Below are 22,000 nucleotides of genomic sequence, written 5' to 3'. Positions count from 1 at the left end.
CCGCTGAGTGATCATAGAATCCCCTGAGTGATCATAGAATCCCCTGAGTGATCATAGAATCCCCTGAGTGATCATAGAATCCCCTGAGTGATCATAGAACGCCGAAAAGTGCTCATAGAAAATGAAACTCGCCGCCCGTCCCGCTTTTCGCCCGAGAAAAGCATCCATTCAGCGGTTTCGAACTTTGAAAAAGCCGCCGAACTCAATAGATCAAGCAAGAAGAGGCTAAAAAACTCGGATCTAACCTCAAAACGAGTGAATAACGTCCAAAATCCAAACCCAAAGGCACGCGCAAACCTCGCGCGTGCCTTTTTAACTTGCCCGGACCGCTTCCAGCGATCCCAAAAAGAATAAGTTAATAATACTTTACTTAATGTTAAGTTTAATGTACATTATGTTATAAGAAGCGAACATCTTTACGGAAAGGGTGAAGCTAATGCTGAAGAATCGGGTGAAGGAAATGCGCGCGCGGCACAGCTTTACGCAAAGTGATTTGGGCAAGCGGGTCGATGTCACACGGCAGACTATTGCATTTATTGAAAAAGGGGAATTTTCACCGTCAATCACACTGGCGTTGAAGCTGGCGAAGGCGCTGAAGATTGAAGTCAACGAATTATTCTGGCTGGAAGGGGAGAAGGAAGATGAAAAATGATTTCCGAGCGAGCTATCCGTTGTGGATGATGGCGTTTATCGTGGTGTTGGGCATATTAGCGTTCGGCTTGAATTCACCGATTGCTGAATTTGTAAATACGGAAACTGAAACGAGCCTTACGATCCGATTGGAAGCACTGGAAGGTTTTATTGTCTTTCTTTCCATCATCCTTTACTTTGGGTTAATGGCCGTTTATCTTATGAGACTCAAAAAACATAACAAAGAAAATCCGACGCAAAAGATTTCGCCACTTGCTATCCGGCCTCCTGAATATCTCGAACAGGATGAAGGCATGACGTTCATCACCCGGAAAGCGGTTCAGAAAGTTTACAGCTTCATCACGCTGGCATTGCCGACGCTGGCTGTTCTGGCCATTGTGCTGCCGGTGCCCAGGCTTATGATCATTTACGGCATTCTCGCAATCGCTTTTATCCAATACCTGATTTATTATCTGGAAATCCGCAAACACTTCAAGGGGGCAGAAGAATGATCTATGAGTATTTCCTCGTTTTTCTCGGCGCGGCGATTCCGTGGCTTGAAATTGCGCTCGTTATCCCGCTCGGCATCGTCTGGGGCCTGTCGCCGTTTTGGGTGATGGTGCTGGCATTCGTCGGCAATATGGTGACCGTGCTCGCGCTGATCGTCGGTTTTGACCGTTTCAAGGACTGGTACAATAAACGGCAGGAAGCGAAAGGCAATACGCAGAATAAAAAAAGCGAGCGCGCCAAACGCATCTGGAATAAATATGGCTTGCCGGGACTTGCTCTGCTTGGACCGATCCTGATCGGCACGCACATCGCAGCATTCATCGGCATGACGCTGGGCTCCACGAAAAAGAACACGACCATTTGGCTGACCATTTCCATTGCCGTCTGGACACTGGCGTTCGGCGTCTTGACGGCACTGGGCTTTGATTTCTTCACAAGTGAGCTGTAGAAGGGGTCCGATATGCTATACTGAAGCTATTCTGATTTAAAGGCGTGAAGAAAATGAAACGAATCGAATCTCTGCAAAACTCATTGGTGAAACATTGGAAGAAACTCACCACCACACGGAAAGAACGCGATAAATTCGCGGAATTCCTCGTCGAAGGATTCCATTTGACGGAAGAATCCTTGAAAAAGAAAGATCTGGTGAAATCGTTGATCGTCCGTGAAGGCGTCGACATTCCGGCAGATTGGGACGTTGAAGGTGTGCCGCTCTATTCGGTGACGGCTGCCGTGGCGAAAGAAATTTCGGAGACGGAACATTCGCAGGGGATTTTCGCCCACTGTGCCCAACCGGAATTTACGGCGGACGAACAGGCGGAATGGTCGCGTCTCCTGTTGATCGATGCAGTCCAGGATCCCGGCAATATTGGCACGATGATCCGCACCGCTTCGGCTGCCGGCATCGATGCCGTCGTTCTCGGCCGTGGCTGCGCAGATCCGTTCAATCCAAAAACGGTCCGCTCGGCGCAAGGGTCGCATTTTCAGATTCCTGTCGTCCGCGGTGAACTGCCGGATTGGCTGGAACAGCTGAAAAGCGAAGGCATCCCAGTGTTCGGCACATCGCTGCAGCGAGCGATTCCTGTCCATGAAGCGGAAACGCACGACCGTTTCGGGCTCATCGTCGGCAATGAAGGAAGCGGCGTGTCACCGGAGCTTCTGCAACAGACGGACCAGAATTTGGTCGTGCCGCTTTATGGCGACGCTGAATCGCTGAACGTTGCCGTTGCGACCGGGATTTTATTGTATAGCCTGGTTCCGAAAGTATCCGGTTGATAAAGCTCCCGAACTTTCGTATAATTGATTAGAATTCAAATAATAAAAGCATTGACCGGGAAAAGTACGGAATCCATCTGCATCCCAAGGAAGTTCGCGCCATGACTGAAAGCGCGGATATGCAGAAGTTTCGGAAGTTCACCCCGCGAGCTGCCGCCGGGACCAGCATTTGCTGTAAAGGTGGGCCGGTGAAGAGCCGTTACGTAAATGAGTGATTGCCTCCGGGCATTAACTAGGGTGGTACCGCGAATAATGCCTCGTCCCTTTTCTGGGACGGGGCTTTTTACTGTTTATTAGGAGGAGAAAAAATGGAAACTCAATTGAATGAACTGAAATCACAGGCACTTGAACAGATTGCCGCTGCTACGAACGTCAAAGAATTGAACGCTGTCCGTGTCGCTTATCTCGGGAAAAAAGGGCCGATCACGGATCTCTTGAAAGGCATGGGCAAATTGCCGGCCGAGGAACGTCCGAAAATGGGCGCGCTGGTCAACGTCGTGCGCGAAGAAGTCACGACGCGTCTGGAAGAACGCATGGCGATCCTGGAAGAACAGGCCATCAATGAAAAACTGCAGAGTGAAACGATCGATATCACATTGCCGGGGCGTCCTGTAAAAACCGGGAACGCACATCCGCTGACACGTGTCATTGAAGAAATAGAAGATCTTTTCATTTCCATGGGCTATGAAGTGGAAGAAGGTCCGGAAGTGGAAAAGGATTATTATAATTTCGAAGCCTTGAACTTGCCGAAAGGCCATCCGGCGCGCGATATGCAGGATACGTTCTATATCTCGGAAGAAATTTTGCTGCGCACGCACACTTCACCGGTGCAGGCGCGGACGATGGAAGCGAAAGGCGGAGAGCCGATCAAAATCATCTGCCCTGGGAAAGTTTACCGCCGCGATAACGATGACGCGACGCATTCCCACCAGTTCACGCAGATCGAAGGATTGGTCATCGGAGAAGATATCCGCATGAGCGACCTGAAAGGGACGTTATCGGTATTCGCCAAGAAGATGTTCGGCGACGACCGCGAAATCCGCCTGCGCCCGAGTTTCTTCCCGTTCACTGAGCCATCGGTCGAAATGGATATTTCATGCTTCAAATGCGGCGGCGATGGCTGCAACGTCTGCAAGAAAACCGGCTGGATCGAAATTCTTGGAGCGGGTATGGTGCATCCGAACGTGCTTGAAATGGCAGGCTACGATTCGAAGCGCCTGACTGGTTTTGCATTCGGAATGGGGCCGGAACGCATTGCGATGCTGAAATACGGAATCGAAGACATCCGTCATTTCTACACGAACGACGTCCGCTTTTTATCCCAATTCGAACGCACGGAAGTTTAAGGAGGAAATCACATGTTAGTATCGATAAAATGGTTGAAGGATTATGTAAATACACAGGATTTGGCACCTGCTGAACTCGGCGAGAAAATTACGCGTGCCGGCATTGAAGTGGACGCGGTGATCGATCGTTCGGAAGGCCTTTCGAATATCGTCGTCGGTTACGTGGAATCATGCGAAAAACATCCGGAAGCGGATAAACTGTCGATCTGCCAGGTCAACGTCGGTGAATCGGTCGACCAGATCATCTGCGGCGCGCCGAATATTGCAGCTGGCCAAAAAGTCATTGTGGCCCGTCCCGGCGCAAGGCTGCCAGGCGGCATGAAAATCAAGAAAGCGAAACTCCGCGGCGAAGTGTCGAACGGCATGATCTGTTCCCTGCAGGAGCTTGGCATTGAAGGGAAACTTGTCCCGAAAGCGTATGCGGAAGGCATTTATGTCCTGCCTGAAAACGCCGAAATCGGATCGGATGTCATCACTAATTTCGATCTGGATGATACCGTCCTGGAACTGGATCTCACGCCAAACCGTGCAGATGCGATGAGCATGCTCGGCGTCGCTTATGAAGTGGCTGCGATTCTGGAAGAAGAAGTCCAGCTCCCTGAAATCACATACACTGAAGCGGAAGATGAAGCATCATCCATGCTGACTTTGAACGTTGATTCGCCGGAAGCCAATCCGTTATACGCAGCGAAAGTTATCCGCAACATCGAGGTGAAGGAATCACCGATGTGGCTCCAGCAGCGTCTGATGGCAGCGGGTGTCCGTCCGCATAATAACGTGGTGGATATTACGAATTATGTGCTGATGGAATACGGCCAGCCGCTTCATGCGTTCGACTATGATCTGCTCGAAACAGGAAATATTACGGTTCGCCATGCCAAAACGGACGAAATGATTACAACCCTTGATGGCAATGAACGCAAGCTTTCCTTGAACAATCTGGTGATCACAAATGGTGAGAAACCCGTTGCTCTTGCTGGTGTCATGGGTGGGGAGAATTCGGAAGTCAGCGAAAATACAACAACAGTCGTCATCGAATCCGCTTATTTCCAGTCAGCTTCTATCCGCTCAACATCCAAAGAACACGGCTTGCGCAGTGACGCGAGCTCACGCTACGAAAAAGGCGTTGATCCGAACCGGGTCATCCCGGCTGCAGAACGCGCTGCTCAATTGCTTGCGGAACTTGCAGGCGGGGAAGTGCTGAAAGGCACGGTTCTCTTCGATGAATTGAAACGCGAAGAAAAAGTGGTTACCGTATCACCGGATTTCATCAACAGCCGTCTCGGCATGAAAATCCGCTTCGAAGACATGCTGGATATTTTGAACCGTCTTCAATTCAAAACAGAAGCGATCAACAACCAATTGATCATTTCTGTGCCGACCCGCCGCCAGGACATCCAGATTGAAGAAGACGTCGTTGAGGAAATTGCACGTCTCTACGGCTACGACGAAATTCCGTCGACTCTGCCGGAAACTGCAACGACTCCAGGCGGCTTGTCCCCTTATCAATTAAAACGCCGTGTGGTGCGCCATTACCTGGAAGGCGTTGGTTTATTGCAGGCCACAACCTACTCACTGACCGCTGAGAAATCGGCAACGCATTTTGCGCTGAAACCGACAGAATTGACGAAGCTCCTGATGCCGATGAGCGAAGAGCGCAGCACGCTGCGCCAGAGCCTGCTTCCGCATTTATTGGAATCCGTAACTTATAACACGGCGCGCCGTATGGATTCTGTCGCATTGTATGAAACAGGATCCGTGTTTCTGAAAGGGCAGGATGAACTATTGAATGAAGAAGAGCATCTGGCAATTGCCATGACTGGCCTATGGGTCGACAATAGCTGGCAGGGCGAGAAAAAAGCTGTTGATTTCTTTGTTCTGAAAGGAATCATCGAAGGGCTTGCGTCGAAATTGGGCGTGGAAATTGAATTCGAACGCGGGGAAATGGATGGTCTGCATCCAGGCAGAACCGCTTATCTGATGCTTGACGGTCGCCGCATCGGTGTCATCGGCCAATTGCATCCGACTGAGCAGAAAGCACGAGATCTGAAAACGACCATCGTCATGGAACTCAGCCTGGCTGAATTGTTCGCGGAAGCGACAGACGCACTGCTCTACACACAAGTGCCGCGTTATCCATCAATCACGCGCGATGTGGCATTGGTACTGTCTAAGATCGTCGAAGCCGGATCGATCGAAAAACTGATCCGTTCGGCCGGCGGTAAACTCTTAAAAGATGTCCGCGTATTCGACTTGTACGAAGGCGACAACCTCGAAGCCGGCAAGAAGTCAGTGGCATTCTCACTGACATATTTCGATCCGGAGAAAACACTGACAGACGAAGAAGTGACTGCTGTGCATGAGAATGTAGTGGCTGCGCTTGTTGAATCGGGTGCGGAGTTGCGGAGTTAATATTATATTTGGTTTAGGAAAGCGGAGTCCAATGTGAATTGGGCTCTTTTTTATATTTCACTAGATTACATAATAAAAATATCTTAATTATTGAAGAGTGATTTAAGTCATATATCAGCAAGAAATTTAAAATTAATTATTTGTGAACACTATAAATTAACTAGTAATCTAAATTGCCTGTGGTAAAATTAATCTAAAATAGCCGTAATTATGTAAAAATGTGCTAAATAAGCATTCGAAGCCGGGAAGGAAGTTCTAAATTGAAAATCCCAAATTTTAAATTAAAAAAGGATGAAAGAGGCTTGTCATTATTAGAAGTTGTCGCTTCTATCGTTATACTGACTTTATTATTGACTTCCTTTTTAGGCCTGCTTTTATCTGCCACAAAGTCAACTAAACAAGCTAGAGAAGTTATTGATTATACATTTATAGCGCAAAGGACTATGGAGTCAATTTATCAGAATTCGAAAAAATATAATCTTGAAGATTTAGATAAGATGATGTTAGAAGAACCATTTACTCTTGCCACAAAAGATGCAGAAAAAAAATTTACATTAAATGATATAGATGCTAACAATGAAAGTTACACCATTAAAGTTACTTTTATTGATTATGAACCACCAGAAAAAGATGTGTTTGAAAGTTTGTCTTCGACTCTCAATAGAGTATTAATAGAGGTTATTCCAGAAGGAAAGACCAAACCATATGCAAAAATAGAAAATCTCATAGAATGGGGAGGTTCATAACTTGTATAAACAAAAAGGTATGACCCTCCTAGAGGTATTAGCAGCTCTAGTTTTAGTTTCAATTGTCATGACATTACTTATAGGAATCATTATTAACTCCCAGAATAATTTTAATCGTCAGGAAGCAACTAACCTCAATACCGTGGATATTACGTTGCTCTTAAACAAAATAACTTCAGAAATAAGAAAAAATCCGGATGCAGTTTTAGCTACTACTCATGAACTGAAAATAGCTACAGAGACTGCATCACCAATAATATACACTTTTGATAAAGAAAATAATATTTTGTTGCGTAATGGACTAACTATAGCAAGTGAGTTATCTGATTTTAAAATAGATCCTGAAGAACTTGAAGATGATATATTAAATTTGGCAATTACAGATTCAAAATTAAAAGTTTGGGAGATTAAGGTTGTTCTAAGGAGGGGTACAGAGTGAGATTGAAAGAGACTATTAGAAACCAAAATGGATATGCTTTATTAATTACTTTATTAACATTAATGCTTCTCACAGTTCTTGGTTTAAGTCTTATGGCGATGGCAATGAATACTTCTAAAATTACTAAAAGTGAAAGAGATAGTCAGTCTTCCTATTATATTGCTGAAGCCGGCCTTGTAGAAAAAAGAGCACAGATAAATGAAATTGCTAGACAAGTGTACAGTACTCTTAGAGGTGACTATATTTCGATGGATCCTTTGCTTAAGAAAAATTTTGAGTTCGAAAAAGAGTTTAATTCAAGAGTACAAAAAAGCGTTCTAGATGCTCTGGATCTGGAAGAAGACCGAACTTATTCAGAGCAATATGCAGCATCGCCTACGTCAACCGTTACTGTAGTAAATCCAGATGCAGCACAACCATTAAAATACTTAATAACATCAGTTGGCAGAGTTCCATCAAATAATGGAAGCATTAAAGAAAAGACGGTTTCACAAACTGTAGAAGTAAAAGTTCCTGCTGCCACTTCGACAGAGAAGATTGAGATTCCAGGGGAGAATACAGTTCATAAGTTTAATGCATGTTATGCGATTAAAACTAGTCAAGATATTGTTATAAACAATGGAACAATTAAAGGAGATATCTATACTGACAAAAACTTTATTGTTCCATCTGGTAATCCCATCCTGGAAGGTAATATAATCGCAAAAGGAAATGCAACCTTGTCTGGAGGAAAACCAGAAAAAGATATTATCAGCTATAATGATACGACTATAGATGCTTGGATAAATATAGGAGGAAATATAGTTGCTCGAAATAATATTATTATAAAGAAAGGTCCTCATAATCTAAGCAAAAACGGAAAATTCATTTATGGTAGAAATATTGCTTTTGAGAAAGGACATAATGCACAGAATAATAAACAAGAGAAAATCGAAAAAAGAAATGACATGGATTTATTCTTAGCAAACTATTCCGCAACTGGAGGAAATAGATGTATTGAAAATATACCTGCTTTGCCTAACGAAAGTTTGTCGTTCCCTACCAGTAGATTACCTCTTCCAGATAATCAAACTATAGTTTATACGAAACCAAAAGAAACACATGAGCATATATATGAAGTTTTAAAAAATGGAATATTGAATATTGACAACTGGATTGTCAGGGACTCCAATTACAAATTAATTTTGAATGAAGATGTTTATTTTAAAGAAATTAACATTGATTTAAATGAATATCCTTTAAAAATCGATTTGCAAAATCAAAATCGAAAAATTTATGTTGATAAATTTAATAATGTGCAAGGGCATATTGAACTGATAAATCCCGGTTCACTTGAAATCATAGTAAAAGATTCTTTTTATTCAAAAGGAAAATTGAACATTGGTGATAAAGCCCAAACGTCTAATTTTACAGTTCGTTATGCTGGATCTGAAGGAATTCATCTTACAGGTGAATCGGGGATTAATGGCTCATTCTATATTAAAAATGCTCCATATTTAAATATAGATCATATCAGTCAATCAGGAATCAAAGGAGATTTAGTTATCTTTGGAGAAACTGCAGTTAAATTCGGGGGCGGAGCTTCAGTGACAGAAAATTTAATTTTAGCTCCTAATTCCTCAATTACTTTAGAGAAGGGAGCTGCAATCCATGGTAACGTCATCTCCAAAACATTTGCTATCGATGGTAATGGTTCAGTTACCCCTCCAAAGCAAAATTCTGGAGAATGGCAAATTCCAGGTTCTGCACCAGAAATAATTGAAGTACCTTCTTACGATGAAGAAACCACTTTCTTAATTACAGATCCTTTAATACAAAAATAGAATGAAGAATTTATTATTTAGCAGAGATTGGATGGCAGAAATTCCATCCAATCTCTGCTTTTAAATTTGATTATTTACTTTCTATTTTGTCTCGAAGCCAAACTTCTAGCCTTCCCCATATTTGCAAAATGCCTCTTAGTAACCCTCCCCAAATACTCCTCCCCATACTTCAAAATTATCCTCGCCGCCACCTCATCCACAATCTTCCCGGCACCTTTCGGCAGCGTCATTCCGACTTCCGCGCTCATTCTGTCCATTTCCTCGAGAAAGGCAACCCGTGCAATAATCGAAGCGCAGGCAACAGAAACATGCAGACCTTCCGCTTTCGTCGAGAACAGGACATTCTCGCGGATTATCTCTTTTTCATCTTTAATGTGCTTATAATAGATGCCGCGTTCGGCAAATTGGTCGATCAGGATAGCATCCGGTTTTACCGGATCCATTTTCCGCAGCACATGCTTCAGCGCCTGGTTATGGAGCAGCGCTTTTATTTTCCCCTGCGACCAGCCCTGTGCCTGGACTTTATTGTATTTTTCATTTTTCAAAGTGAGGACGCTATGTTCGAAAGCCGAGCGGAGATCCGGCGCAATCGTACGCATATAATCGTCGTTCAGCAGTTTCGAATCTTTGACGCCGAGTTCGTGGGCGAGCGTCACTCCATCGGCAGGCACGTAACAGGCGGCGACAGTAATTGGGCCGAAAAAGTCGCCGGTGCCGGTTTCGTCCGATCCCAACACAGATAGTTTCGCAAAATTATCCGGCAGGGTGTCGCCTTTAGCGCCGGAGACTTTTGCAGCAGCCGAAGCTTCTCCCCATTTTCCGGCTTCCCGTTCAGCGCCGGCACCTTGGAACATGACTTTTCCGGAATTGTAAACGGTGATGACGGTGTCCGTCAGTTTCGCGGTGAAGCGGACATATTGCGCTTTCGCGGGTGTTTTTTTATTGCCATAATGGCTGATGATCTGGAGGAGGCTTTCCTCTGGTAGTTTCAATACGACGTTCGACATGGAAAGGCTCCTTTCAAATGATTCACAAGCGGCTTGTGTTCATGGTATGATTATGTATAGTAATAAATCCGTGCTGGAAGCAAACTTTCGGCGCTATTATGCCCTGGCATAAACGATTGGGGGATGGAACATTGTCGGATCAGCAAAGAATTCGCACATCAGTTGAGATCTACGGCCATACATATAAGATGGTAGGCACTGAAACCTCTGGCCACATGCGTTTGGTGGCGTCTGCAGTGGACGAGAAGATGCGTGAGATTCATGCGATGAATCCATCTCTCGACAGTTCCCGTCTGGCGGTTTTGACTGCTGTGAATGCGGTACATGATAATCTTAAACTGAAAGAACGTATAGAACAATTGGAAATTGAATTGAATAAACTGAAGGGCTGAAGTTGATGCTAGATATAATCTTATTCGTATTACTTATTGCCGGCATCATTGTCGGCGCGAAACGGGGCCTGGTGGTCCAATTATTACATATGGTCGGCTTCATCGTCGCGCTTGTCGTGGCTTACCGCTATTATAAACCGTTATCCGAATACTTTGTCCTTTGGATCCCGTATCCGGCCGTGACGGATGAGTCGAGGTTCACGATGGCGATCGGCCAATTGGATCTCGATCAGACCTTCTACCAGCTATTCGCTTTCGCACTTATTTTCTTTGCGGTCAAATTTGGATTGCAGCTTCTTGCATCCATGTTCGACTTCCTGAAATACTTGCCGGTACTCGGATTCCTCAGTAAAATCCTGGGAGCGGTACTCGGATTCATCGAAATATACGTATTGCTATTCTTCTTCCTCTACGTGTTCGCCTTGTTGCCGGTCGATTTTATCCAAACCCATCTCGAAAACTCGGGCATTGCCAAGTCGATCCTCGAGAACACACCCTATTTCTCTGAGAAAGTGAAAGAATGGTGGTATATTTATATGTAAGCCCAAACTTCTCCTTTGCGGGAGAAGTTTTTTTGGAGTTATGAATTACATTTAAATTAAAGCTTAATAACCGATATTCCACAAAACAGTTTCGCTTTCCAGCGGGCTCCCGCCCAATCCTCCTCGTCGCCGCAAAAACCGATGCTCCACCAGCGCTCTGCGCTTCGTCGCAAAGGTTTGGCCGAATGAAGTTCGACCAAACCTTCCCTGCGGTGTATCGGTCGTGTCGCTAAGCAGCCGGAGTCTTCACTGTTTTGCTCCATATCTAAGAAATCCTTCTCGTGCTGAAGTGGTTTCCAGAAACAAACTCGGACCTTCGTCCGAGTGGGTGCTCAATGCTACGCTGAGACTGTAGGAGTCTTTGCTCCTCCACTTCAACTCCAGGAATGGACCTAAGCGAAGGCGCGGCTCAGGACTGGGTGGAGCAATAAGACGAGTGTTCTGCTCGGCTTATTGTGGGAACCTGGTCCATAGCGCCGAAGCGAAATCTAAATTCGTCTCTTTAATTTATATAGTATGGAAGTTCTAATAAAGTATGAAGCACAAAATTATCTGCAGCGAAATGATTAGTAAGAGTAAGTGATTTTTAATATTAGGAGGTCTCCCGATGAATAAAAAAGTCATCATCAGAACACTTGAAAAGATTGCTTTATATATGGAATTGAAAGGCGAAAACCCGTTTAAAGTGTCGGCTTTCAGAAAAGCGGCACAGGCACTTGAACTGGATCAGCGCTCGCTTTCCGAGATAGAAGATGTGACGAAGCTGAAAGGCATCGGCAAAGGCACGGGAGATGTCATCACTGAATTGCTGGAAAACGGCAAGTCTAGCGTGCTCGAAGAATTGCAGGAAGAAGTGCCGAAAGGGCTCCTGCCATTGATGAAATTGCCTGGCCTCGGCGGCAAGAAAATCGCCAAATTATATAAAGAGCTCGGCATCGATTCCGCTGAAGCTTTAAAACAGGCGTGCATCGATCACACCATCCAGAAACTGCCAGGCTTCGGCCCCAAATCCGAAGACAAGATTCTGAAAGAGTTAATGGAATTCGATTCGAAGCCTGGCCGTCATCCAATCTGGAAAACGGAAGAAGCCGTGGCTGCCATCAATGACATTCTGGGGAATATCAAAGAAGTCAGCGAGTTTTCGGTGGCTGGCAGTTACCGCCGCACGAAAGAAACGAGCAAGGACCTGGATTTCATCGTGGCGACCGGTGAGCCTGCGAGAGTAAAAGAGCAATTGCTGGCGGCGCTGCCGATCCAGGATACGATTGCGTCAGGCGATACGAAAGTTTCGGTGACCGTCGATTTCCAGGATCCGATCGATATCGATTTCCGTCTTGTGGCACCGGAGGAATTCATCACTGCGCTGCATCATTTCACCGGATCGAAAGACCATAATGTGAAGATGCGCCAACTGGCAAAATCCCAGAACAAGAAAATCAGCGAATACGGCGTCGAGCAGGAAGATGGTTCGATCCGGACATTCCAATCAGAAGAAGAATTTTTTGCTCATTTCGGCCTGCCGTTCATTCCGCCATCCGTCCGCGAAGACGGCCGGGAAACGGACCGCACAGAGGAATTGCCGGAACTTGTGTCGATCGAATACATCAAAGGCGATCTTCACATGCACACGACCTGGTCGGACGGAGCGCATTCCCTGTCTGAAATGATCGATGCCTGCCGCGCCCGCAATTACGAGTATATGGTGATCACGGACCATTCCCATTACCTCAAAGTGGCGAATGGTTTGACGCCTGAGCGTTTATTGGAACAGAATGGTGAGATCCGTGAATTGAATAGACAATATGACGATATCGAAGTGTTTTCCGGCACCGAAATGGATATCCTGCCGGATGGTTCACTCGATTTCGATGATGAATTATTGGAGAAGCTCGATTTCGTTATCGCGAGCATCCACTCCAGTTTCCAGCAGCCCCAGGAGCAGATCATGGAACGGCTCCTGACGGCAATGAAAAATCCGCATGTGCATATGATTGCGCATCCGACCGGCCGCATCGTCGGCCAGCGGAGCGGCTACGATCCGGATGTTGAACAGCTGTTGGACTGGGCAGCCGAATACGGGAAAATCGTCGAACTGAATGCAAGTCCGTACCGGCTAGACCTGGCCGTCGAGTTTCTTGAAATGGCTCAGGAAAAAGGGGTGCCCGTCGCCATCAACACCGATGCCCATGCCATCGAAGGACTGGAAGTGATGGAAATCGGTGTCCGCCATGCGCAAAAAGCGTGGCTGAAACGGGACAACGTGGTCAATACATGGCCGCTCGAGAAGTTGAAAGCATACCTGAAGAAATAGGAGGTGTCGCATTTGATCGCTGAACGCGCATTGAAGACACTTGAATTTTATAAAATCCGCGATGAAGTGTCACGTTACTGCACTTCATCACTCGGAAAAAATCATATCGATAAATTGGTTCCTTCCATTGAAATAACGGAAGTTGAACAATTGCTTGCTGAAATGGATGAAGCGGCGCAAGTCCTGCGTGTTAAGAATAATGTCCCGATGGGCGGCATTTTCGATGTCCGGATGCATGCACGCCGTGCGCAGATCGGGGGAGCGCTGAGCCCGGTGGAATTGATGGAAGTCGCTTCCACGATCCGCGCCAGCCGCATCCTTCGCCAATTCTTTGAAGCGATCCGTGAAGAAGGCGACATCCAGATACCGCTGCTCCTTGAAAAAAAAGAATCGATGCCGATCCTGACCCAGCTTGAACACGACATCAATGCCTGCATCGATGACAACGGAGGCGTCCTGGATTCTGCAAGTCCGGCGCTCCGCACCATCCGCCAGCAGCTCCGCTCTCAGGAGAGCCGTGTCCGCGAACGGCTGGAAAGCCTGGTGCGCGGGAAGAATGCATCGAAAATGCTGTCGGATTCGATTGTCACGATCCGCAATGACCGGTTCGTCATTCCCGTCAAACAGGAATACCGCAGCCATTACGGCGGCATCGTCCATGATCAGTCATCTTCCGGTCAGACTTTATTCATCGAACCGGATGCTGTCGTACAGGCCAACAACGAAGTGCGCCGGCTGAAGATGAAAGAAAAAGAGGAGATCGACCGGATCCTTCAAATGCTGTCGGCACAGGTGCAGGAAGTCGCACATGATATTTTTGTCATGGTCGAAGTGCTCGGTGAAGTCGATATGATCTTTGCCAAAGCAAAATACGGCTCTGCCAATAGATGCTCGAAACCCCAGATGAACACAGAAGGTTACATCAATCTGAAAAAAGCGCGCCACCCTTTGATTCCGAAGGATGAAGTGGTGGCGAATGACATCGAATTCGGCCGCGACATTACGGCGATCGTCATTACGGGACCGAATACGGGAGGCAAGACAGTGACGCTGAAAACGGTCGGCCTCTGCACCCTGATGGCGCAGGCAGGTCTGCCCGTTCCGGCACTGGACGGTTCGGAACTTGCTGTTTTCGATCAGATTTTTGCCGATATCGGCGATGAGCAGTCGATTGAACAAAGCCTGAGTACGTTTTCTTCCCATATGGTCAATATTGTCGATATCCTGACGAAATTCGATGAAAACTCGCTGGTCATTTTCGATGAGCTGGGTGCAGGAACGGATCCGCAGGAAGGTGCGGCCCTTGCGATTTCATTATTGGATGAAGTTCACGGACGGGGAGCGCGCGTCATTGCGACGACCCATTATCCGGAACTGAAGGCATATGGCTATAACCGGCCGGGAGTGGCGAATGCCAGCGTCGAATTCAACGTTGAAACGCTGAGCCCCACCTATAAGCTGCTGATCGGGGTGCCGGGACGGAGCAACGCGTTCGAGATTTCGAAACGCCTCGGCCTTCCGGAACACATCATCACGCACGCGCAGAGTTTCACAGGCACGGACAGCCGCCAGGTCGATTCCATGATTGCGTCTCTCGAGAAGAGCCGCCGGGAATCGGAACGGGATGCAGAGCGTTCGAACGAAGTGCTGAAAGAATCGGAAAGACTGAAAGAGCAATTGGCTGCCGAATTAAAACAGTACGAGCAGAAAAAAGAGCAGCTTGAGGAGAAGGCACGCGAGAAGGCACGTAAAATTGTCGAAGGGGCACGCACAGAAGCGGAAGCGGTCATTTCCGAATTGCGCCAGATGCAGCTCAACCAGCCAGGCACGATCAAAGAGCATCAATTGATCGAAGCGAAAAAAAGGCTGGAAGGTGCCGCTCCGGAAAACCGCATACTGAAAAAAGCTGCCAAGGACAAACAGCGTGAAGTGAAACTGAAACCGAATGACGAAGTCAAAGTGATTTCGTTCGGCCAGAAAGGGACACTTGTCGAAAAAGTTTCCGATAAGGAATGGATCGTCCAGATCGGCATCCTGAAGATGAAGCTTCCGGAGAGCGATCTGTCCTATACGAAACCTGAAAAAGAAAAGGAAACTCGCACGATGGCAACCCTGAAAGACCGCGACAGCCATGTGAAACTGGAGCTCGACCTGAGAGGCGAGCGATATGAAGATGCGCTGGCCCGTGTTGAAAAATACATCGATGATGCGCTATTATCTAATTACCACCAAGTTTCCATCATTCATGGAAAAGGCACGGGAGCCCTTCGTCAGGGCGTCCAGCAATATCTGAAGAAACATCCGCGCGTGAAGAGCTATCGCTTCGGCGAGGCTGGCGAAGGCGGTTCCGGTGTTACAGTTGCTGAGTTGAAGTAGAGGTATAGGGGAGAATGAGCAATGGGAGAGAATGGTTTTTGGGCACATCCGCTAGTGGAGACGGCAGGTTACTTCAGCGTCGTCGTATTATGTTTGATCGTCTCGATGGTGATTTTCGAACTGGTCACCAAGTATAAGAACTGGGAAGAAATCAAAAAAGGGAATCTGTCGGTGGCAATGGCTACGGGCGGAAAAATCTTCGGAGTCACCAATATTTTCCGCTATTCGATCGAGCAGCATAACTCGATGGTGGAAATGGTCGGCTGGGGAATATTCGGCTTCACCCTTTTGATATTCGCTTATATCCTGTTCGAGTTCCTGACGCCGAAATTCAAGGTGGATGAAGAAATCGAGAAGGACAACCGTTCTGTCGGTTTCATCTCGCTGATTATTTCAGTCGGGTTATCATTTGTCATCGGGGCCAGTATTTCTTAGGAGTTGTAAAATTTGGAGAATCTCATCAAAATCCTGTTCGTGTGCTGTGCATTGTTCATGGTCGTAGGGATCATATTTCTGTTCATGATTTAAGGAGGACCGCCGGCGGATGCGCTGGCGGTTTTTATATTTTTTGAACTAAAGTCTAGGTAACCGATATTCCGCAGAACAGCTTCGCTTTCCATAAACCGGTGCTCCTGTCTCTGCATCGCTAACGCTAGCTTCGAGACATGGTGGGGCGTTGCATCGCTGCGCTAGCTTCGTCGCAAAGGTTTAGCCGAATGAAGTTCGGCCAAACCTTCCCTGCGGTGTATCGGTCGTGTCGCTAAGCCGCAGGAGCCTCAGCTGTCCTGCTCCATATCTTCAGAAAATACTCTGTAAATGTCGTCAGTTTATAAAAACCAGTGTGACAGACTTTGCTTACTCGGGCATTCGCCCGAGTAGATTACAGCGTGACACTTATTTTAAAGTCCATTTTATTCCTCTCCTATATAGAAGTGGATCCCAGCGACGAAGCGACCTAATTACTAAAAATATTTTATTGAATTAATTTATGCTCAAAAAATAAAGTTTGTAAGCGCTGACAATTTTCTCTATAATTAAAAATAGGAATATTCACACGATTCATAAAATACAAAGGAGGAAAAAAGAATGACAGAAAAACCCTGGTTAGCCCATTATCCGCCGGAAATCCCGCCCACACTGGACTATGAAAGCAAACCGGTGCAGGATTACCTCACGCATACGTATGAGGAATCTCCTGAAAAAACGGCCATCCACTTCATGGGCAAAGATGTCAGCTACAAAGAGTTGTACGAGTCATCGATGAAGTTCGCCAATTACCTGCAGGAGCTGGGCATCAAAAAAGGTGACCGTGTCGCAATCATGCTGCCGAACTCACCGCAGGCTGTCATCGGTTTTTATGGTATCCTGTATGCAGGCGGCATTGTCGTAATGACGAATCCGCTGTATACGGAACGGGAAATTGCTTACCAGATGAAAAACTCCGGTGCCAAAGTGATTCTCGCCATGGATATCCTCTATCCCCGAATTTCGAAAGTGATCAAGGATACGGAGCTGGAAAATGTCATCATCACCGGCATCAAGGAATATCTTCCGTTCCCGAAAAACATGATCTACCCGTTCATCCAGAAAAAACAGTATGGCATTTCGGTCAAAGTTGAACACCGCGGCACGAACCATCTGTTTTCTGAAATCATGAAAATCGCTTCAACAAACGTCAAAGAAACGGAATTCGATTTTGAAAATGATCTGGCACTCCTTCAATATACGGGAGGAACGACCGGATCTCCGAAAGGCGTTATGCTGTCGCATAAAAACCTCATTTCCAATGCGACGATGTGTGATAAATGGCTTTATAAAACGAAAAATGGGGAAGAGACCGTTCTCGGCATCATTCCTTTATTCCACGTATATGGCCTGACTACAGTATTGATCCTGTCAGTCATGCAGGGCAATAAGATGGTGCTTCTGCCGAAATTCGATCCTGAAACGGCATTGAAAACGATCAATAAGCAGAAACCGACTTTATTCCCGGGGGCACCGACGCTTTATATCGGTCTCATGAATCATCCTGACATTTCCAAATACGATCTTTCTTCCATCACTGCCTGCCTGAGCGGATCTGCGCCGCTGCCGGTGGATGTCCAGGAGAAATTCGAAAAAATCACTGGTGGCCGTCTGGTCGAAGGCTATGGTTTGACGGAAACATCTCCGGTGACCCATTCGAATCTCGTATGGGGCGAACGTACGAAAGGATCGATCGGCCTTCCATATCCGGATACGGACTGCAAAGTATTCCAGCCGGGCACTACGGATACTGTGCCGCCAGGTGAAATCGGTGAAATCGGCATTAAAGGGCCACAGGTCATGCAGGGGTATTGGAATAATCCTGAAGCCACTGCTGCAACGATCGTTGACGGCTGGCTGATGACAGGCGATCTGGGATATATGGATGAACACGGCCATTTCTTCGTAGTGGACCGGAAGAAAGATATGATCATCGCTGGTGGATTCAATATTTATCCGCGTGAAATCGAAGAGATCCTCTATGAAAATGATGCCATCCAGGAATGTGTGGTTGCCGGTATCCCTGATCCGTACCGCGGAGAAACGGTGAAGGCCTACATTGTCCTGAAAGAAGGGAAAACATTGACGGAATCGGAACTCGATGCCTATTGCCGTGAACACCTGGCAGCATTCAAAGTTCCACGCATCTATGAATTCCGGACAGAACTCCCGAAAACGGCAGTCGGCAAGATTCTCCGCCGTTCGTTGATCGATGAAGAAAAGCAAAAGATGAGTGAAGCGGTTCCTTCGTAAAAGCTTGACAGTACAGGCATTAAACTTTAATATGGAAATATGAATGAATCGCCATTCATATTTCCATATTTTTTTTGGGTGGTGAGGAATTGGTAAAAAAGGATAAACCGAAATATAAACAGATAATTGATGCGGCGGTCATCGTGATAGCGGAAAATGGCTATCATCAGGCGCAAGTTTCCAAAATTGCCAAACAGGCCGGTGTCGCAGATGGTACAATTTATTTGTATTTTAAAAACAAAGAAGACATTCTTATTTCTGTCTTTCAGGAAAAGATGGCCGTCTTTGTCAGCAAGCTGGAACAGATCCTCACGAAGAACTCTTCAGCATCTGAAAAGCTGAAGTTGATGATCGAGAGCCATTTTACATTGCTGGCAGGGGATCTTCACCTGGCCATCGTCACCCAGCTCGAACTCAGACAGTCCAATACGGACATCCGGCTGAAGATCAACAACGTGCTGCGTGAATATCTTCTGCTGCTGGACCAGATCTTGGTCACCGGTATGGAAAACGGTGAGTTCGACAAAGACATGGACATCCGTCTCGCAAGGCAGATGGTCTTTGGTACGATGGATGAAACCATCACGACCTGGGTCATGAATGAACATAAATACGATCTTGTCGAATTAGCGCCGAAAGTGCATCATTTATTGATGAAGGGTATGCGTTCTTAAAAGAGAGGGGTTTACCACAATGGAATTTATCAGTTATCGTGTAGAAGACGGAGTGGCGATCGCTGCGATCAACCGTCCACCGGCTAACGCTCTGTCACGCGGGTTAATCATGGAAGTGGACGAGTTGCTGAATGAAGTCGAGAACAATGACGAAGTCCGGGTCATCGTCCTGCACGGCGAAGGAAGATTCTTCTCAGCCGGAGCAGACATTAAGGAATTCACGCAAGTGAGTTCAGGAGAGGAATTCTCTAAACTTGCGGCAAGCGGACAAAAAGTTTTCGAGCGGGTGGAGACTTTCCACAAGCCGGTTATCGCGGCCATTCACGGCGCGGCACTTGGCGGCGGCTTGGAACTTGCCATGAGCTGCCAAATGCGTTTTGTTACGGAAAATGCTAAACTTGGATTGCCTGAACTTCAATTGGGCCTGATTCCCGGATTTGCCGGAACCCAGCGCCTGCCGAGATATGTGGGTGTAGCGAAAGCGGCTGAAATGCTGCTGACTTCAGATCCGATCAGCGGAACCGAAGCTGCGCAACTGGGCTTGGCGAACAGAGCATACACGGAAGAAGACCTTCTTCCGAAAACGCTTACAATTGCCAAGAAGATTGCGAAGAAGAGTCCGGTTTCCGTGAAAGCGGCAATCGAGATGCTTCAATACTCTAAACATGAAGGCTACCATAAAGGCGTTGAAGCGGAAGCCGCTTCATTCGGCACGGTTTTTGTATCTGAAGACGCCAAAGAGGGAATTCAGGCTTTTCTTGAGAAAAGGGAAGCACATTTCAGAGGGAAATAATACTTGGGAGGTAAACGTTAATGAATATTTATGTATTGGTTAAACGAACATTCGACACAGAAGAAAAATTAGTCATCTCAGGTGGTAAGATCCAGGAAGATGGCGCTGAATTCATCATCAACCCATACGATGAGTATGCGATTGAGGAAGCGATCAAAGTCCGTGACGAGCATGGCGGAGAAGTGACTGTCATCACTATCGGCGGAGAAGATGCTGAGAAGCAGCTGCGTACCGCGCTTGCAATGGGTGCTGATAAAGCAGTCCTTATCAATACAGAAGACGATGTAGAAGAATTGGACCAATTCACTTCAGCTTACATCCTTGCTGAATACCTGAAAGACAAAGAAGCTGACCTGATCCTTGCCGGTAACGTGGCAATCGACGGCGGCTCTGGACAAGTCGGCCCGCGTGTCGCTGATTTGCTTGATATCAACTATGTAACGACTATCACAAGCCTGACAATCGAAGGCGAAAAAGTGACGATCGTCCGCGATATCGAAGGTGACGCTGAAGAACTTGAAACTTCATTGCCATTATTGGTAACAGCGCAGCAAGGCTTGAACGAGCCTCGTTATCCTTCACTTCCAGGAATCATGAAAGCGAAGAAAAAGCCGCTTGAAGAACTTGAACTGGATGACCTTGATATCGATGAAGACGACGTTGAAGCGAAAACAGAAACGATCGAAATCTTCATGCCGCCTGCTAAAGCTGCAGGACGCGTATTGGAAGGCGACATCTCTGCACAGGTTACTGAACTTGTCGGTCTGTTGAAGAACGAAGCGAAAGTGATATAAGACCTAAAAAGCTGAATTGGCCGAAGCGAAAGCCGGCCGCAGACTTTTGAAATAGCATGGATTTCAATTTGAGCTTTACATCTACTTAGGAGGTTAACGGACTATGTCGAAAAAAGTATTGGTATTGGGCGAGACGCGTGAAGGTTCTTTGCGCAACGTCTCATTTGAAGCAATTGCCGCAGCTAAGAAAATCTCCGGCGGCGGAGAAGTCGTAAGTGTTTTACTTGGTGATTCAGTGGCAGATTTCGGCGCTGAACTTATAAACTACGGGGCTGACCGTGTCATCACGGTTGAACACCCGCATTTGAAATCATATACATCTGATGGTTACAGCCAGGCGATGATGGCAGTGATCGATCAGGAGCAGCCGCAAGCGCTGGTTTTCGGGCACACTGCTGTCGGTAAAGATCTGTCTCCAAAAATCGCTTCAAAATTACAGACGGGTTTGATCTCTGACGTAACGGATATTGAAGGCGAAGGCGACGACGCTGTTTACATCCGTCCGATTTATTCCGGCAAGGCATTTGAAAAAGTGAAGAACAAAGGCGACATCGACTTCATCACGATCCGCCCGAACAACATCGCACCGCTTGAAAAACAGGAGCGTTCAGGAGATGTCAGCTCATTGTCAGTGGACATCACGAACCTGCGCACCATCATCCAGAACGTTGTACGCAAATCGGCTGAAGGTGTCGACCTGTCGGAAGCGAAAGTTGTCATCGCAGGCGGACGCGGCGTGAAGAGTGCGGAAGGTTTCGCACCGCTTCAGGAACTGGCTGACCTTCTTGGCGGAGCAGTCGGCGCATCCCGCGGAGCATGTGACGCGGATTACGTGGATTACTCCCTTCAAATCGGCCAAACGGGTAAAGTTGTTACTCCTGACCTTTACATCGCAGCAGGCATTTCCGGCGCAATCCAGCATTTAGCAGGTATGTCCAACTCGAAAGTGATCGTTGCGATCAATAAAGATCCGGAAGCGAACATCTTTAAAGTGGCGGATTACGGTATCGTCGGCGACTTGTTCGAAGTCATCCCGATGTTGACGGAAGAATTTAAGAAAGTAATGTAATAAATGTTGAACGCCCGCCCCATACCTTGGGGCGGGCGTTTTATTTTGCCGAGAAACTGTTAACTTCTCTAGTTATTCTGCTC

The 22,000-nt window shown here is 46.7% G+C and carries 20 protein-coding genes and 1 other annotated feature; of the genes, 19 read left to right on the top strand and 1 reads right to left on the bottom strand.

Annotation, left to right across the window (positions count from 1 at the left end):
• The first annotated feature begins 436 nt into the window (after positions 1-436).
• The 9 genes from IQ294_RS06465 (at position 437) to IQ294_RS06425 (ending at position 9,181) form a co-directional block, all read left to right on the top strand.
• The gene (locus tag IQ294_RS06465) at positions 437-652 is read left to right on the top strand and encodes a helix-turn-helix transcriptional regulator (RefSeq protein ID WP_203333185.1); all 216 of its coding nucleotides are present in this window, start codon (positions 437-439) and stop codon (positions 650-652) included.
• On the top strand, positions 642-1,142 hold the full coding sequence (locus IQ294_RS06460; protein ID WP_203333184.1) for a hypothetical protein: 501 nt from the start codon (positions 642-644) through the stop codon (positions 1,140-1,142). The genes IQ294_RS06465 and IQ294_RS06460 overlap by 11 nt, the downstream gene beginning before the upstream one ends.
• On the top strand, positions 1,139-1,588 hold the full coding sequence (locus tag IQ294_RS06455) for a small multi-drug export protein (RefSeq protein ID WP_203333183.1): 450 nt from the start codon (positions 1,139-1,141) through the stop codon (positions 1,586-1,588). The genes IQ294_RS06460 and IQ294_RS06455 overlap by 4 nt, the downstream gene beginning before the upstream one ends.
• A 53-nt stretch (positions 1,589-1,641) precedes the next feature.
• Positions 1,642-2,415: a TrmH family RNA methyltransferase gene (locus IQ294_RS06450; RefSeq protein WP_203333182.1), complete on the top strand. Its 774-nt coding sequence runs from the start codon at positions 1,642-1,644 to the stop codon at positions 2,413-2,415.
• Between the two features lie 42 nt (positions 2,416-2,457).
• Positions 2,458-2,683 (top strand) — a binding site (T-box leader).
• Between the two features lie 40 nt (positions 2,684-2,723).
• Entirely contained in the window at positions 2,724-3,761 is a 1,038-nt protein-coding gene (gene pheS / locus IQ294_RS06445) for a phenylalanine--tRNA ligase subunit alpha (protein ID WP_203333181.1), read from the top strand.
• A 12-nt stretch (positions 3,762-3,773) separates the two neighbouring features.
• On the top strand, positions 3,774-6,173 hold the full coding sequence (gene pheT / locus IQ294_RS06440) for a phenylalanine--tRNA ligase subunit beta (protein WP_203333180.1): 2,400 nt from the start codon (positions 3,774-3,776) through the stop codon (positions 6,171-6,173).
• A 260-nt stretch (positions 6,174-6,433) separates the two neighbouring features.
• Positions 6,434-6,919 (top strand): hypothetical protein, encoded by a 486-nt coding sequence (locus tag IQ294_RS06435; protein ID WP_203333179.1) that lies wholly within the window; start codon positions 6,434-6,436, stop codon positions 6,917-6,919.
• 1 nt (position 6,920) lies between these two features.
• Positions 6,921-7,358 carry a prepilin-type N-terminal cleavage/methylation domain-containing protein gene (locus IQ294_RS06430; RefSeq protein WP_203333178.1) on the top strand — a complete coding sequence of 146 codons (438 nt, stop codon included), beginning with the start codon at positions 6,921-6,923 and terminating at the stop codon, positions 7,356-7,358.
• Positions 7,355-9,181 (top strand): hypothetical protein, encoded by a 1,827-nt coding sequence (locus tag IQ294_RS06425; RefSeq protein ID WP_203333177.1) that lies wholly within the window; start codon positions 7,355-7,357, stop codon positions 9,179-9,181. Before IQ294_RS06430 ends, IQ294_RS06425 begins: the two co-directional genes overlap by 4 nt.
• A gap of 74 nt (positions 9,182-9,255) precedes the next feature.
• Here IQ294_RS06425 and rnhC read toward each other — a convergent pair whose 3' ends face one another.
• Entirely contained in the window at positions 9,256-10,188 is a 933-nt protein-coding gene (gene rnhC, locus IQ294_RS06420) for a ribonuclease HIII (protein ID WP_203333176.1), read from the bottom strand.
• Between the two features lie 98 nt (positions 10,189-10,286).
• On the opposite strand from rnhC, the gene zapA reads away from it, so the two are divergent.
• The 10 genes from zapA to IQ294_RS06370 all read left to right on the top strand — a co-directional run bounded on the left by zapA (position 10,287) and on the right by IQ294_RS06370 (position 21,917).
• Positions 10,287-10,580 (top strand): cell division protein ZapA, encoded by a 294-nt coding sequence (gene zapA / locus IQ294_RS06415; protein WP_432419948.1) that lies wholly within the window; start codon positions 10,287-10,289, stop codon positions 10,578-10,580.
• Positions 10,581-10,585: 5 nt separating this feature from the next.
• Positions 10,586-11,122: a CvpA family protein gene (locus IQ294_RS06410; protein ID WP_203333174.1), complete on the top strand. Its 537-nt coding sequence runs from the start codon at positions 10,586-10,588 to the stop codon at positions 11,120-11,122.
• 607 nt (positions 11,123-11,729) lie between these two features.
• Positions 11,730-13,433, top strand: coding sequence for a DNA polymerase/3'-5' exonuclease PolX (polX, locus tag IQ294_RS06405; protein WP_203333173.1), 1,704 nt, complete (start codon positions 11,730-11,732; stop codon positions 13,431-13,433).
• A gap of 12 nt (positions 13,434-13,445) precedes the next feature.
• Positions 13,446-15,809 (top strand): endonuclease MutS2, encoded by a 2,364-nt coding sequence (locus IQ294_RS06400; protein ID WP_203333172.1) that lies wholly within the window; start codon positions 13,446-13,448, stop codon positions 15,807-15,809.
• 21 nt (positions 15,810-15,830) lie between these two features.
• Positions 15,831-16,244 carry a DUF350 domain-containing protein gene (locus IQ294_RS06395; protein ID WP_203333171.1) on the top strand — a complete coding sequence of 138 codons (414 nt, stop codon included), beginning with the start codon at positions 15,831-15,833 and terminating at the stop codon, positions 16,242-16,244.
• 651 nt (positions 16,245-16,895) lie between these two features.
• Positions 16,896-18,587, top strand: a complete 1,692-nt coding sequence (locus IQ294_RS06390) for a long-chain-fatty-acid--CoA ligase (RefSeq protein WP_203333170.1) — start codon at positions 16,896-16,898, stop codon at positions 18,585-18,587.
• Between the two features lie 89 nt (positions 18,588-18,676).
• A complete protein-coding gene (gene fadR, locus IQ294_RS06385) occupies positions 18,677-19,261 on the top strand; it encodes a fatty acid metabolism transcriptional regulator FadR (protein WP_203333169.1) in 585 nt (194 codons plus the stop codon).
• Between the two features lie 19 nt (positions 19,262-19,280).
• A complete protein-coding gene (locus IQ294_RS06380) occupies positions 19,281-20,054 on the top strand; it encodes an enoyl-CoA hydratase (protein WP_203333168.1) in 774 nt (257 codons plus the stop codon).
• A gap of 20 nt (positions 20,055-20,074) precedes the next feature.
• Positions 20,075-20,848 (top strand): electron transfer flavoprotein subunit beta/FixA family protein, encoded by a 774-nt coding sequence (locus tag IQ294_RS06375; protein ID WP_203333167.1) that lies wholly within the window; start codon positions 20,075-20,077, stop codon positions 20,846-20,848.
• A 103-nt stretch (positions 20,849-20,951) separates the two neighbouring features.
• Positions 20,952-21,917: an electron transfer flavoprotein subunit alpha/FixB family protein gene (locus tag IQ294_RS06370; RefSeq protein WP_203333166.1), complete on the top strand. Its 966-nt coding sequence runs from the start codon at positions 20,952-20,954 to the stop codon at positions 21,915-21,917.
• Positions 21,918-22,000: the final 83 nt, after the last annotated feature.

It is taken from the genome of Planococcus beigongshangi (assembly GCF_016820495.1).
Classification (GTDB): Bacteria; Bacillota; Bacilli; order Bacillales_A; family Planococcaceae; genus Planococcus; species Planococcus beigongshangi.
Note: the sequence above shows the minus strand (reverse complement) of the source record. Positions and strands in the feature narration are given on the sequence as shown.